The 13,913-nt window shown below is 44.9% G+C and carries 15 protein-coding genes; 8 read left to right on the forward strand and 7 right to left on the reverse strand.

Annotation, left to right across the window (positions count from 1 at the left end; genetic code table 11):
• Positions 1 to 141: 141 nt before the first annotated feature.
• The 5 genes from OCV57_RS04060 to rpiB are packed head-to-tail and all read left to right on the forward strand — an operon-like array spanning position 142 to position 3,697.
• On the forward strand, positions 142 to 1,320 hold the full coding sequence (locus OCV57_RS04060; protein WP_267300528.1) for a DUF3810 domain-containing protein: 1,179 nt from the start codon (positions 142 to 144) through the stop codon (positions 1,318 to 1,320).
• Positions 1,320 to 2,117, forward strand: coding sequence for a cysteine peptidase family C39 domain-containing protein (locus tag OCV57_RS04065; RefSeq protein ID WP_256320899.1), 798 nt, complete (start codon positions 1,320 to 1,322; stop codon positions 2,115 to 2,117). The genes OCV57_RS04060 and OCV57_RS04065 overlap by 1 nt, the downstream gene beginning before the upstream one ends.
• A gap of 4 nt (positions 2,118 to 2,121) precedes the next feature.
• Positions 2,122 to 2,577, forward strand: a complete 456-nt coding sequence (gene tsaE / locus OCV57_RS04070) for a tRNA (adenosine(37)-N6)-threonylcarbamoyltransferase complex ATPase subunit type 1 TsaE (protein ID WP_117927658.1) — start codon at positions 2,122 to 2,124, stop codon at positions 2,575 to 2,577.
• Positions 2,558 to 3,247 carry a tRNA (adenosine(37)-N6)-threonylcarbamoyltransferase complex dimerization subunit type 1 TsaB gene (gene tsaB / locus OCV57_RS04075; protein WP_195551817.1) on the forward strand — a complete coding sequence of 230 codons (690 nt, stop codon included), beginning with the start codon at positions 2,558 to 2,560 and terminating at the stop codon, positions 3,245 to 3,247. Before tsaE ends, tsaB begins: the two co-directional genes overlap by 20 nt.
• Before the next feature lie 12 nt (positions 3,248 to 3,259).
• Complete coding sequence (rpiB, locus tag OCV57_RS04080; RefSeq protein ID WP_022287992.1) at positions 3,260 to 3,697, forward strand: ribose 5-phosphate isomerase B; 438 nt, start codon at positions 3,260 to 3,262, stop codon at positions 3,695 to 3,697.
• A gap of 189 nt (positions 3,698 to 3,886) precedes the next feature.
• On the opposite strand, the gene OCV57_RS04085 is transcribed toward rpiB, so the two are convergent.
• On the reverse strand, positions 3,887 to 5,185 hold the full coding sequence (locus OCV57_RS04085) for an O-acetylhomoserine aminocarboxypropyltransferase/cysteine synthase family protein (protein WP_022287991.1): 1,299 nt from the start codon (positions 5,183 to 5,185) through the stop codon (positions 3,887 to 3,889).
• A gap of 939 nt (positions 5,186 to 6,124) precedes the next feature.
• Here OCV57_RS04085 and OCV57_RS04090 point away from each other — a divergent pair.
• Positions 6,125 to 6,700, forward strand: coding sequence for a biotin transporter BioY (locus OCV57_RS04090; protein ID WP_267300532.1), 576 nt, complete (start codon positions 6,125 to 6,127; stop codon positions 6,698 to 6,700).
• A complete protein-coding gene (locus OCV57_RS04095; RefSeq protein ID WP_051706313.1) occupies positions 6,681 to 7,112 on the forward strand; it encodes a DUF1284 domain-containing protein in 432 nt (143 codons plus the stop codon). The genes OCV57_RS04090 and OCV57_RS04095 overlap by 20 nt, the downstream gene beginning before the upstream one ends.
• 76 nt (positions 7,113 to 7,188) lie before the next feature.
• Here OCV57_RS04095 and OCV57_RS04100 read toward each other — a convergent pair whose 3' ends face one another.
• From OCV57_RS04100 to OCV57_RS04125, 6 genes are all read right to left on the reverse strand, one after another.
• A complete protein-coding gene (locus tag OCV57_RS04100) occupies positions 7,189 to 7,617 on the reverse strand; it encodes an acyl-CoA thioesterase (RefSeq protein ID WP_117876297.1) in 429 nt (142 codons plus the stop codon).
• 95 nt (positions 7,618 to 7,712) lie between these two features.
• On the reverse strand, positions 7,713 to 8,846 hold the full coding sequence (locus tag OCV57_RS04105; RefSeq protein WP_267300534.1) for a DHHW family protein: 1,134 nt from the start codon (positions 8,844 to 8,846) through the stop codon (positions 7,713 to 7,715).
• A gap of 15 nt (positions 8,847 to 8,861) precedes the next feature.
• The gene (locus OCV57_RS04110; RefSeq protein ID WP_195249263.1) at positions 8,862 to 10,277 is read right to left on the reverse strand and encodes an MBOAT family O-acyltransferase; all 1,416 of its coding nucleotides are present in this window, start codon (positions 10,275 to 10,277) and stop codon (positions 8,862 to 8,864) included.
• A gap of 13 nt (positions 10,278 to 10,290) precedes the next feature.
• Positions 10,291 to 10,806 carry a DUF4358 domain-containing protein gene (locus OCV57_RS04115; protein ID WP_267300535.1) on the reverse strand — a complete coding sequence of 172 codons (516 nt, stop codon included), beginning with the start codon at positions 10,804 to 10,806 and terminating at the stop codon, positions 10,291 to 10,293.
• Between the two features lie 17 nt (positions 10,807 to 10,823).
• Positions 10,824 to 11,687, reverse strand: coding sequence for a GDSL-type esterase/lipase family protein (locus OCV57_RS04120; RefSeq protein ID WP_267300536.1), 864 nt, complete (start codon positions 11,685 to 11,687; stop codon positions 10,824 to 10,826).
• A 213-nt stretch (positions 11,688 to 11,900) separates the two neighbouring features.
• Positions 11,901 to 12,809 carry a nucleotidyltransferase family protein gene (locus OCV57_RS04125; RefSeq protein ID WP_267300537.1) on the reverse strand — a complete coding sequence of 303 codons (909 nt, stop codon included), beginning with the start codon at positions 12,807 to 12,809 and terminating at the stop codon, positions 11,901 to 11,903.
• A 250-nt stretch (positions 12,810 to 13,059) separates the two neighbouring features.
• Between OCV57_RS04125 and OCV57_RS04130 the strand changes: the two genes are divergently transcribed.
• The gene (locus OCV57_RS04130) at positions 13,060 to 13,824 is read left to right on the forward strand and encodes an SDR family NAD(P)-dependent oxidoreductase (RefSeq protein ID WP_267300538.1); all 765 of its coding nucleotides are present in this window, start codon (positions 13,060 to 13,062) and stop codon (positions 13,822 to 13,824) included.
• The last annotated feature ends 89 nt before the right edge of the window (positions 13,825 to 13,913 follow it).

The raw sequence follows: 13,913 nt of genomic DNA on the forward strand, positions 1-13,913 counted from the left end.
AGGCGACCAAGACGAGCGAACGCTGTTCGCCCCTACACGATTTGTGCGATAAGATAATTTGTAGGTAAGCAGATAATAAGTCGGGTAAACAGGTGTGTTGAGATAGCAGAGTGAAAAAAACATGAACCGAGGTGAGCGGCAGTGACAGATACAGCGGTGAAAAAAAGTGCGGAAAGTGTGAAAATGCCTGAGAACGGCAAGAAAAAACATCTATCTTGGCAGGTCATTGCCTGCGTTTGCCTTGTGGCAGTCAGCGTGGTGCTGAACGTGGTCGCCTGGAAAAGTACGGCGTTCTGCGACTGGTATACGGCTCACGTTTTTCCAATATGGGAAAATACATATGGCAGGCTCACTTCGCTGTTGCCGTTCTCTTTTGGCGAACTGCTTATTGCGGTGGCGGTTTTCGGTATTCCGCTTTCGTTGGTGGCTATGCTGGTGCTTGTGATAGTCAGAAAAGGCAAGAGAAAGAAAACTGCGAAAATTTTCGGGCTTGTTTATATGTGGATAGTCACTTTTGTGGTGACGGTGCAGACCTTTAACTGCTTTGTTATTTATCATTGTTCAAGCTTTGCGGAACTTAACGGCATACTAACTGAACAGCACACCAGGACGGAGCTTGAAGCTCTTGGCAACAAGCTTGTTACGGAGATAAATGCGCTTAGCAAAGAGGTGGAGCGTGACAGCGAGGGAAAATTCGTGTTGACCGCTGACCTTGACAAGACGGCGCAGGAGGCCATGCGTGGGCTTGGAAGCGAATTTAAAAACCTTGGTGGGTTCTATGTCACTCCGAAAGCTATAAAATGCTCGTTCTTTATGAGCCAAATGAACCTTATGGGCATCTATTTCCCGTTCTCTATGGAGGCTAACTACAATCAGGATATGTATAAGGCGAAGCTTCCTGACACTATCTGCCATGAGCTTGCTCATACGAAAGGCTACATTCAGGAGGACGAGGCGAACTTTATCGCCTTTATGGCGTGCGACAGATCGGACAATGCTGATTACCGCTATTCGGGCTATCTGGCGGCGCTTGGCGAGGTTAGAAACAAGATTTTTGACTACGCTTCTGACGATAAGAAGATAGAATTTGACAGCTCTATCTGCGACGAGGTGTGGGCTGATATGGAAGCAAACTGGGACTACTGGCGGAGCGTTGACGAGGCTAAGGACACTGTTTTCGACAGCGAGGCAGTGGGGGAGATATCTGACAAGGCAATGGAAAAATCTCTGAAGCTCAACGGCGTTGAGGACGGCAAGCAGTCCTATGGCAGAATGGTGGATCTTATGCTAAACTACTTCAAGGACAAGGGTGAGCTGTGATGAAAATTCTTGCGGTCATTCTGTTTCTCGGGATAATTCTCAGTTCATGCGGAAATAAGGCGGACAGTGAAAGGCTTAATGATTCGGCTTTTACCACTACTGCGGAAAGCTCTGTGGTGGATAGTGACAGCATGGACGTTGACGAAAGCTCGCAGGTCGGTGATGAGAGCGATATTCAGGGCGACAGCTCGGAGGACGATATGAAGTGGCGGCTTTTTGAGGACACTTATAAGGAAACTGACAGCGGCAGGGCTGCGGAAAATTATGCTCACAACAAGGGCATAAAGATAGAGGGCTTTGTGAAATATGGGCAGGAAAATCCCCCTGTGTGCGATTTGATGCTTGGCGAAAACAGGTTCGCAGGGGTAGGCTGTGAGGTCATTGCGGCTTATAATTATCTCACATACGAGGGCTTTGAGCCTGACATGGCAAAGCTTGCTTATGATTTTGAAAAGAATGCTCTTATTGCGGCAGATGGTTCGCTGGGGTCTAATCCTAGAAAAATAAGCGGTCTTTTTAAGGCAATGGGAGTGGGATACAAAAGATTTTATAAGGTTGATGAGGCTCAGGCGGCTGTTGAAGAGGGCAAGCCTGTGATAGTTTCTTACCATATCGGGTTGAATATTTTCAGCGGTATCCACACGGTTTTCGCTGTTAAAGAGGAGGGCAGGCTGTATGTTTACAACTGCTACAATTCAGCGGCGGACAAGACAGAGGTGGAGAGCATTTATCAGCTTATGAATAAAAACAGCCTTTTTATTGTGGGCTACACGGAAGATGACGGTCAAATGAGGTGATAGGTTGACAAAGGTATACAAAACATCATCTGCGGCGGAAACTATCGCTTTGGGTGAGGAGATAGGCAGACGGCTGAAAGGCGGCGATCTTATCGCTTACAGCGGCGGTCTTGGTGCAGGAAAGACTACTATTACCAGGGGGATCTCCATTGGAATGGGACTTGGCGACGAGGTTACTTCTCCGACATTCGCACTGGTGAACGAATACCGTGGGGACAGTCTCAGCCTTATACACTTTGATATGTACCGCATAAATTCGGCGGACGATCTGGAAACTACAGGCTTTTTTGACTACATGGACGAAGACACTGTGCTTGCGGTGGAATGGTCGGAGAATATTGCTGAGGAGCTTCCTGAGGACGCTTTGAGGATAGATATTCAGCGCATTGACGAGGACAGCAGGGAGATAAGCATAACTGCACCTGAGGGAGATGATAGATTTGAAGATATTAGCTATTGACACAAGCGGAAAGGTCGCTTCAGTGGCAGTGACGGACGGAGAGAAGCTTCTTTGGGAGAAGTCTGTTTACACAAAGCTCACTCACTCCCAGGTGATATTGCCTATGGTGAAGCAGGCACTAGAGGAAACAGGGCTTACTTATACTGACCTTGATTGTGCGGCTATTGCAAAGGGTCCGGGGTCTTACACGGGACTTAGGATAGGCGTGGCGGCTGTAAAGGGAATGTGCTTTGGCTGTGAGAGCTTAAAAAGCGCAGGAGTTTCCACTCTGCTTTCGCTGGCTTACAACTGCATAGATTTTGAGGGCAGGATAATTTCTGTTATGAGGGCAAGGCCTAAGATAGTTTACGCAGGCGAGTTTCAGTGCAAAAATGGCGTTGTCACGAGGATATCCGCTGACAGAGTTTGCCCTGAGGAGGAAGTTTTTTCGGGAGAGTTTACTGAAAAGACAATGCTTGTGGGTGACTGTGCGGCAGAGATAAAGGCGAAATATTTCGCTGACAACGAAAATGTTCAGCTTGCAAGCTATGTGAACAGGCTGCAGAGGGCTTCGTCACTGTGTCTTGCAGTGGAGGCTCAGCCTGAGATAATGGTTTCGGCTGACAGGCTGGAGGTATCATATTTGCAGGCTACAAAGGCGGAAAAGGATAAGGCACATAGGGATAAATAGGAGGAAATTAATATGAAAATTGCTATTGGCTGTGACCATGCAGGTCCTGAGCTTAAGGCGGAGATATTGGCACATTTGGACGAAAAGGGTGTGGAATACACTGATTTTGGTATTCAGGCAGGAGAGAAAGTGGACTATCCTGACAAGGCAAAGGAAGTTTGCGAGAAAGTGGCTTCGGGCGAATACGAAATGGGAATACTCATATGCGGAACTGGTATTGGAATGTCAATGAGCGCAAACAAGATAAAGGGAATAAGAGCGGCTTGCTGTTCGGACTATTTCTCTGCTAAGTATACAAGAGCGCATAATGACGCGAACGTGCTTTGCATTGGTGCGAGAGTGCTGGGGGCAGGCTTGGCTATCGAGCTGGTGGACGTTTTCCTTGAAACGGAGTTTGAGGGTGGCAGACATCAGAGGAGAGTGGATAAGATCTCTGAGCTGGAGAAGTAGTGAGGAATTAAGGTATCGCCTTGTGGCGAAGGATTTTTTCTGACTTTTTGCATTATGGAGCAGGGTGGCTTGTTGTTGCCCTGCTTTTTTTGTGGGTACAAAAACGGCTGACAAGCTTTTCGCCTGTCAGCCGTTTCTATATTGAGGTTTGTATTTTTAGGTAAAAACCGTAATGGCAAAAGGTTTTTATTAGATAGCGTCGAATGCTTCGCTGAGATCGTAGATGATATCGTCGATATGCTCTGTGCCGATAGAAAGTCTGATAGTGTTTGGCTTGATACCCTGATCTGCAAGCTCTGCTTCGTTAAGCTCTGCGTGTGTTGTTGATGCTGGGTGGATAACCAGTGACTTAACGTCTGCTACGTTTGCAAGGAGTGAGAAGAGTTTCAGGTGGTCGATGAAGTTCTGAGCTGTCTTTGCGTCGCCCTTTATCTCGAATGTGAAGATAGAACCACCGCCGTTAGGGAAATACTTCTTGTAAAGTGCCTGCTGGCTTGGATCGTCTGATACTGAAGGGTGATTTACCTTTTCTACCTTTGGGTGCTTGTTAAGGAAGTCAACTACCTTAAGTGCGTTCTCAACATGACGTTCAACTCTCAGAGACAGTGTTTCAAGACCCTGCAGGAAGATGAATGCGTGGATAGGTGAAAGTGTTGCACCTGTATCACGGAGAAGGATAGCACGGATACGAGTTACAAATGCTGCGCCAGGGGCTGCGTCTGCAAAGCTTACGCCGTGATAGCTTGGGTTTGGTTCTGTGAGCTGTGGGAACTTGCCTGACTTCTTCCAGTCAAACTTACCGCTTTCAACGATAACACCGCCGATTGTTGTGCCGTGACCGCCGATAAACTTTGTTGCAGAATGGATAACGATATCTGCGCCGTACTCGATAGGTCTTACGAGATATGGAGTAGCGAATGTGCTGTCAACGAGAAGTGGGATATTGTGTGCGTGTGCAATATTTGCGATAGCTTCGATATCAACTACGTCTGAGTTAGGGTTGCCAAGAGTTTCGATATAGAGAGCCTTTGTGTTCTCCTTGATAGCCTTTTCAAAGTTAGCTGGGTCAAGCGGATCGACAAACGTTGTTGTTATGCCGTAATCAACAAGAGTGTGTGCAAGCAGGTTATATGTGCCGCCATAGATGTTCTTTGCAGCTACGATATGATCGCCTGCAAGGGCTACGTTCTCAATAGCGTATGTTACTGCTGCTGCGCCTGATGCAACTGCAAGAGCTGCTGTGCCGCCCTCGAGAGCTGCGATACGTCTTTCAAAAACGTCCTCAGTTGGGTTTGTAAGTCTGCCATAGATGTTGCCTGCATCCTTAAGAGCAAATCTGTCAGCGGCATGCTGTGAGTTATGGAAAACGTATGATGATGTCTGATAAATAGGAACGGCTCTTGCGTCTGTTACAGAGTCTGCTGTTTCCTGACCAACGTGGAGCTGGAGTGTTTCAAATTTAAGATTTCTTTCGTTTATTGCGCTCATTTTAAATTACCTCTTTCATTAAATTGATGTTTTTTAAATCCGATAAAAATTTTTGTTACTGAACTTTATGCTGATTTTAACAGCAACACATACAGCACATACACATTCGTGAATCGTACGCTGTTTTCAGTTTCAGTATTTTTACACTCATTTTCAACGCCTCATTTCAAATTCATATTAATCCTAGTCGTTTAGTATGTTTTAGCGTATCTATACTATACCACACCCATAGAGGAATGTCAATAGGTTTAAGATGATTTTTCGCATTTTTGTGAAAACTGATATTAATTCTATCAATTTAGTAGGATTTAAGGGCGAAATGCACAATGGGGAGTGAGGAAGTGAGGAATGAGGAAGTGAGGAATGAGGAAGTGAGGAATGAGGAGTGAGGAATGAGGAATTGGCAAAGCTGAACAGAGTAGTGCTCAAGTACGAAGTAAAAGACAGCACCGAGCGTAGCGAGAGATAAAACGCAGGCTCAAGCCCGGCGTTAGAGGGCTTGCAGGGTCAAGGGACAGAGTCCCATGTGGAGTTTGAGGCAAAGCCTCAATCGGCGACAGCCGACTAGGTGCAGATTTAATGAGAAAAAGCACGCAGAAGTTGTGCTTTATATAGATGTAGTATCGGAGCACAAAATCTGCACCGTTTTCCCTATCCCTTAGCAAAATGTAAATCCGCAAAGAGCGTAGCGATTTTGCGGTGGTATGAAGTTGCCCGAATAAACTGTAGGGGCTTGGCTCAATTTCTGTTTCACCGAAATGCGACAGCTCGTTCGGAAGGGCAATGCCGTGTTTTCGCTGTTTGTTATTAAATTTGTATAAAACTATCGTTTACCGACTCCTTATAATTGTATACCAAAATAAATATTTTTGGTTGACAATAGACTCGGTATGTGATACAATATTAATTGTCAAATAAAAAGTAAAGGATAGGTTTACAATGAATAACAATGCTAAAAACAAAACAAAACAAATAGTCGGTATCGGAGTTATGACGGCTATAATCGCTGTGCTTTCGCAGATAACTATTCCGCTTCCTACTCACGTTCCTGTTACGCTCCAGACTTTTGCTGTGGCTCTCGCAGGATATTTTCTCGGCTGGAAGGGCGGTGCTGTGTCTGCTCTGGTCTATGGTCTGCTGGGCGCTATCGGTGTGCCCGTGTTTGCAGGCTGGTCAGGCGGTTTCTCCGTTATCGTAGGGTATACAGGTGGATTCATTTACGGATTTATCGTTATGGCTCTTCTTTGCGGTCTTGGCGCAAAGTTCTGCTCTGACAAGGTAAGCGGTAAGGTCATCGCTATCGTGCTTGGTATCGCAGGTCTTGCTTGCGACCACCTGCTCGGTGCTATCCAGTACGCTATCGTTGCTAATATCTCTATTGGCAAGTCTATACTTCTTGTTTCTGTTCCTTATCTTGTAAAGGATGTTATCTCTGTTGTTGCTGCTTACCTTATCAGCATCGAGCTTGTAAGCAGACTTGCAAAGACAGGTTGCTATGCTTACAAGAGAGCCTGAGCTTAGATTTCATCATCTGCTGTGCCTACCGCTTTTTCAGGGAAAAGGCTACAGTGACGGTTTTTCGGTGAATATGCAGTCTGTGAAAGACAGATTGGAGAGCGAGGACACTGCGGTGCGGTTTGTGTGCAGCGGAGATATGATATGTCAGCACTGCCCAAACAGGACGGAGGACGGTTGTTTGCTTGACGGCTGTGGCGGAACGGTGGCACAGAAAGACAGCGAGGTTTGCAGACTTTCTGAGATAGAATGTCACTCAGTGGAGAATTATCGTAGTGCGCTGACAAGGCTGAGAAGCAAAATGGATAAAAAGGCATTTGATATACTATGCTCGGAATGTCGCTGGGCAAAGCTTGGTTTGTGCAGCTTTGAAAAGTGGCGTGAGGGCGTTGATGGATTGCTTTCTTCGTGACAGGTCACGTCTGTCATTTTTTTACACAAAAGTACAGCTCCTGAGAAGAAACTCGGGAGCTGTACATTTTTTTTGCTTATTCTTCACTTGCCTGATATGCGGACAGGAATTTCTCGTAGATATCGGGATAATGTTTTTTTAGTCTTACAGGCTTAAGGTCGGAGGTGGTGAAGCAGTGGGAGGTGTGGGCAAGGCAGGCTGTTTTCTGAGTGGTAAGGTCAAAGACTTCGTAGTCAAGTTCGTAGGCACAGCCGTTGAACTTTGACAGCTTACAGCGCACTTCAAACTCATCTCCGAAACGGACGGGATATTTATAGTGCGTTTCAACAGAGAGGACAGGAGAAACTATGCCACGTTCTTCTATTTCGTGGAAAGGACAGCCAAGCTGTTCCATAAGGTCAACACGGGCTTCCTCAAGCCAACGGACGTAATTTGAATGGTGGATTATATCCATGCGGTCTGTTTCATAATAAAAGGCTTTTCTTTTGTATGGGGTAAGTGTCATTTTATGTCCTTCTTTCTGTGGGTTTGACGTTGACGTTATATATGGGTGTGATAAAAATAGCGGGCGACCAATGGCCGCCCCTAATTGTTGCTGAGTTATTCAAGCCAGATGAAGTTGTTATCGGTGTTCACAAAGTCCATATTATAAAGGAAAATGACCTTTGTTATACCGTTGTCTTTTACATATTCACTGACGGTTTTATCCATGATGTGGTAATAACGCATATCTATCATTGTGATGTGCTTATACTTGTCGGCAAAGAACGGCATGACGGTGTTTGCATAGCTGTCTTTTATAATAAGGACGTGTTCGTCGTTTTCGCCGTTTGTCTCTATTTCCGTGAGGGCAAAGTTTCCGCCCATGAATGTGGAGTATTTATCCTTTTTGGTCTTGAATGAATCGTCAAAAAGGGTGTCTGTTTGTTTGTTTTCTTGAACATAATTTACCTTTACGCTGTTGTCAGGGTTTGTGTAGAAGTGCATTTCGTCAGCAGCGGAGAAGTCTGTTGGGGCTTTTGAATAAAGAGTGCCATGAAAGTCCTTTACAGTTTCTATATTGTAGGATACCTGTGGGATATCTTCATTCATGGCTGTCATAAGTGTGTCAAATCCCACTTTTGCGCCCTCGGCTGTCCAGTGGTGGTCGGTCTTATAGAAAACCTGAGTGGACTTTGCAGCATCTTTGAGCTGGTCATATGGGAAGCAGAGGTTTATCCTGTCGCTGAGGATAGAGCTTATATACTTTTCGCTTTCAAGCTGATCGTCGGTCTGTGTGACCGCAGGGAGCTTGTCTGACATAACGGAAACTGCATTCGGCACAAGAAGAAAGCTTACGTCGACGGATTTATCAAGGCTGTCAGCAAAATCGTTAAGACAGCTTATATTTTTCTCGATAAGAGGTCTGTTTTCCTGATAGTCTTGGAGATAATAGCCGTCCTTGCCGAAATATACACCGTTCTGATAGTTTTTCAGAAGCGTGCGGTCGGTGACTGTTTTAAGACTCACAAGCTGGTCTTTCATGAATATCTGATCGGACATATAGCTTTCGATATCCGATGTGAACTCGCCTTTTTCAAGCTTTTTCCATGAAAATTCAGGGGCTTGCTGGAGATAGCGGTTCTCATTTTCGGAGAACTCACGGTCCTCTGAGATGAAGCTTGCCACTGCAAAGCCGAATATGAACAGCAGAAAGCACACTATCATAATATAGTTTTTAAGTTGTTTTTTCATATCTGCCGTCCTCCTTTAAAATCTGAAATACAGGAACGGATTGAATGAATTACCTGCAAGGTAGGCGGTGGAAACTGCCAAAAGTGTTAATGCGAACAGCGGTTGGAGTATACAGCCGCATATCTCAGGACACTTGATCTGAAGCTTAAGGCAGAGCTTTTTTGGAAGCTGTGTTGAAGCTATCACAAGTATCACTATTGTTACTGCATACTGTGCGAGCCAGAACACTGTTTGGTGATTTATGAGAGGTAGTCCCCCTGCGCCGAACATATTTTTGAAGTTCTGTGTGAGCTTGCCGAAATCTTCATAGGAGAATATTCCCCAGCCTATGACTATAAAAAGAAGTGCATAGAGGTGCTGGAAAAATGCAGGTATCTTTTTCAGGGCTTTGCCAAGGAAAAGCTTTTCACATAGGAGTATTACACCGAAGTACACACCCCATAGCATAAAGTTCCAGTTTGCACCGTGCCAGAAGCCTGTGAGAAACCATACTATCATGATGTTAAGGCACTGTCTTGCTTTGCCCTTGCGGTTGCCGCCAAGTGGGATATAGACATAATCTCTGAACCAGCTTGAAAGTGACATATGCCAGCGTCTCCAGAAGTCTGTGATAGAGGTGGAGATGTAAGGGTAGTTGAAGTTCTCGAGAAAGTCGAAGCCGAACATTTTGCCAAGACCTATCGCCATATCGGAATAGCCTGAGAAGTCAAAGTATATTTGGAATGTATAGGCTATTATGCCCAGCCAGCTTGCGGCAACGCTCAGTTCGGATTGTGCTGAGTTTGAGATAGTGTCGAAAAGCTCGCCGATAGTATTTGCGAGAATGACTTTTTTGCCAAGACCTATGGAAAATCTCCACACGCCCTGTGCAAAATGCTCTATGCTCTCGTTACGCTTTTTGAGTTGTTCCGCAACGTCGATGTATCTTACGATAGGACCTGCGATAAGCTGTGGGAAAAGTGCAACATAGGTGGCAAGGTCAAGGAAGTTCTTCTGACTTCTTACTTCGCCCTTATAAACGTCGATAACGTAGGAAAGGGTCTGGAAGCTGTAGAATGAGATACCGATAGGGAGGGCAAGACCCAAGGTCTTTATCTGCGTGCCGAAAATGCTGTTTGCCGCACCGATGAAAAAGTCGGTATATTTAAAAAACAGAAGAAGCCCGATGTTCCACACCACCGCTCCTATCATTGCGATGAGCGGAGTGTATTTTTTTGCGTTTTTACGCTGTTTGTCTGCCAATAGTCCTGTTATATACGCAACGATAGTGGAAGCTATCATGAGGACGATATAAACAGGTTCGCCCCATGCGTAAAACACAAGGCTGAAGATAAACAGCACCAGATTGCGTGTTATGCGTGGGACGATATAATACGTTATCAGTACAATAGGCAGGAATGCGAACAGAAATGTTGTACTTGAAAAAAGCATATATTTATTACTCCTAGCCTATTATCTCTTTTGCTTTATCGTTATCGTTTGAAAGACAGAGGTAAACATAATTGCCGTTGGTTACAAGAACAGGGTCGCCTAGCTTTGTCATTTCCTCAGGGACATAGTTTTCAAAAACCTTTTTCTGGCTTTCGACTCTTGCTGTAAGTGTATCTGCGATAGCCTTTGCACTGTCTGCGTCCTTGGCTTCAAAGCAGTCTATCTCCTCGGCTGTTCCTCCTGATGAGCTTACATAGACCTTAGCCTTTGTATAGCTGTCTGCTGATATGCCGATTATCTTTTCTATCTTTGCTTCGTCAAGCTCTGCGAGCTCGTCCTTGAACTCTATGCCGTCCTTGAGCTTGTCCGCAACGGCTGTTACGTCAACGCTTTCGTTTGTCTGAGCGGCTGCCACTGAATTTGCGGAGTTTGCTGTGCTGCTGTCAGAGTCTGAACCGCAGCCTGTAAGTGCTGCTGTGCCAATGCACATAACTGCCATAAGAGTGCAGAGTATCTTCTTTGTTTTCATAATTCTTCTTTCCTTTCTTATGTGTTGTCGATTATATAGTTGAGCCACTTGTCGCAGTATTCGCTCATAAGGTGTATTCCGTCTGAGGAGGCTTCCTCTGGAAGAGTGCCGTCTGCGCCTGCTACAGCGGAGGTGCAGTCAAGATAATTTATACCTGTCTGCTGTGCCACCTCTGAGATAGCCTGATTGAATGTGGCTACATTTGTGTTATTTATGGCGTCGCCCTGCAAGCTTCTTGAAGCTGTTACAGGAAGGATAGATTCAGCATAGATAACAGCGTCAGGCTGTATCTCCTGAATTTTTGTGATAAGCTGTGTATAATAATCCTTGAAGGTGTCGATATAAGGCCAGCCAAGCTCGTTAGTGCCGAGGTTTATATACACTCTGCCATATTGTCTTTCTCCAAGAGCGTCGATAACAGTGCCTGCATTGCCGTTTGAGAGGGTGATGTTCTGGTCTGTCATAACGGTGTCGATGTGCATTCCCACAGAGCAAAGGAACGTTGCTTTTGGTTTATCGCAGTTGTTTTGCAGACCAACTGTTCGTGAGTCGCCTATGAAAACTGCGTCGGAAAGGTCGTCGGCGTCATCATGGGTAACTGAGCTGTCAGTAAGGCTTTCATCTATGCCGCTCTCATCGACCATGCTTTCTGCCTGAGAAGAGTTGTCTGCATTGCTCTCGGAGCTTTCGTTCTCTGCCACAGAGCTTGAAGCTGACATCTTCTTTGCTTCCACAGCCCTGCTGTTGCCGCTTCCTGCATGGAAGCCCCATATTGCCGCAAATGCTATGCACACAAGGCAACTCAATGACACTATGCTTTGCTGTGCTGTGGCTCTTTTTTTTCTTATATTTTTCAAATTGCTACCGTGTTGGCTCTCCATTATACTACCTCTTATATTATCTCTCCTGACCTGCAAAAATGCAGATCCGTTTCAAAGATTATCATAACACATTTTACAGCCTTTTTCAAGTGCTTTTTAGTCGAATTAAGGATTTTCTTCACTTTTTACAAACAGACGCAAAAAAGTCGGGAGAATTTGTTCTGCCCGACTTATTGTTGACAATTTATTCTGTATTATTTGTTTGTTTGAGTTTTATTTCCAAAGCTTTTCAGGATAAATGCCAGCCTCTATAAGCTTTGCGATATCGGCTTTAACGGTTGGCTTATCCTCTTTATATGTAACGCCGAACCACTTATCGTGAGTTTCCAGAAGCTTGCAGTCTGCAATACCTGTTTTTATCATTGTATCGATACCCGCAGGGAGGAGAAACTCCGCTGTCAGGCTGTCTTTATTTTCTTTCATAAAGTCTGTGAACATACCATTGAGCTTATCTATAAAGCCGTCAGGGCAAGCCCACATATTCATTGACACATAGCAGTTCTCGTCAAGCTCGGCTGTTTCTTCCTTGCCTGAATAGACCTTGCCGTCATTCTCACGGCGGATATTGTAGGTTTCAACAACGTCTGTGAGCATAGAGTCTTTCACTTCACAGACGCCTCTGTTCACTGCACCGAAGTCGCTTAGAGTGTTTTTCAGTATGAAGCCTGCCATGCCGAGATGAAGCTTTTTGCAATCTGAGTTTTCATTGCAGAGAAAATCGTGGAGCTTCACAAAAGCTTCCTTGCCGTAAAAATCATCAGCGTTTATTACTGCGAAAGGCTCATTTATAACGCCCTTGCAACAGCAGACTGCGTGACCGTGACCCCACGGCTTAACACGTCCCTCAGGTATGGAATAGCCCTCCGGAAGACAGTCAAGCTCCTGATAAACGTAATCTATCTTGACGTACTTTGAGATACGGTCGCCTATCATTTTATCAAAGGCATCACGGATATCCTTTCTTATAATGAATACGACCTTGTCAAAGCCTGCCTCAACGGCGTCATAGATAGAATAATCCATTATTATCTCGCCGTTTGGTCCGAAAGGTTCAAGCTGTTTTATGCCGCCTTTGAAGCGACTTCCAAGACCTGCGGCAAGTATGCAAAGGGTACAACTCATAATTTTTTATCTCCTTGTTCTTTGTTCTTTGATTTCTCAGTTTAATTTTATTCTATTTCTTAAAATTATATTAACATTATGCCATACTTTAAAGTAAATGTCAAGAGATTTTGACATTTTTATTCAGTTTTTTGCGATGCTTTTCTGCGTATTTTACATCTTTCTTACACTTGACAGGGTGATACTAATGTGATATACTGATATGACAAAAATCAAATAATATCCCTGAAAAGGGTGGAGGATGATATAAATGGCTAAGACGGCTTTGGTAACAGGCGCAAGCTCGGGAATTGGCAGAGAGATAGCGAGAGATCTATCTGCAAGGGGCTTTCGTGTGATACTCAGCGCAAGACGTGAGGAAAGGCTCAGAGAGCTTGCGGAGGAGCTTGGTGACAACACGAGGGTGATAGTTTGTGACGTTTCCGACAGGGAAGAATGTCTGCGGCTTTATGAGGAAACAAAGAGCGAGAAGATATCAGTGCTTGTGAACTGTGCAGGCTTTGGTGCAGTGGGCAGCTTTGACAAGCTTCCTCTGGACACTGAGCTTAAAATGATAGACACCAACATTACGGCGGTGCATATGCTCACAAAACTGTTTTTGAAAGACTTTGTTGCCGCTGACAGGGGTTATATAATGAATATAGCTTCCTCGGCAGGGCTTATGTATGGTGGTCCTATGATGGCAACATACTATGCTTCAAAGGCTTATGTTGTGAGCCTTACCAGCGCAATATATGAGGAGTTGAGGGCGAGAAACAGCAGGGTACACGTTTGTGCGGTATGCCCGGGTCCTGTGGATACGGAGTTCAATGACGTTGCAAACTGCAAGTTCGGCGTAAGCTCCATAACACCACAGTTTTGTGCAAAAAAGGCTCTTGAGGGAATGTTCGGCAGAAAGCTCATCATTATCCCTGAGAAGTCTATAAAGGCACTTTATGCAGGGGCTAAATTTGCTCCTAGAGGTATCGTGCTGAAAGTGACTGGAAAGGTGCAGAAGAAAAAGCTTGATAAATGACGGTTTAGTATTTTTACATAAGATAAAAAAGTTTTGTAAAGTGCGAAAATTGGGCTATACTTCTAAAAATCAATAGTATAAATTGTTAT

The sequence above is a fragment of the Hominimerdicola aceti genome, assembly GCF_025567495.1.
GTDB classification, from domain to species: domain Bacteria; phylum Bacillota; class Clostridia; order Oscillospirales; family Ruminococcaceae; genus Hominimerdicola; species Hominimerdicola aceti.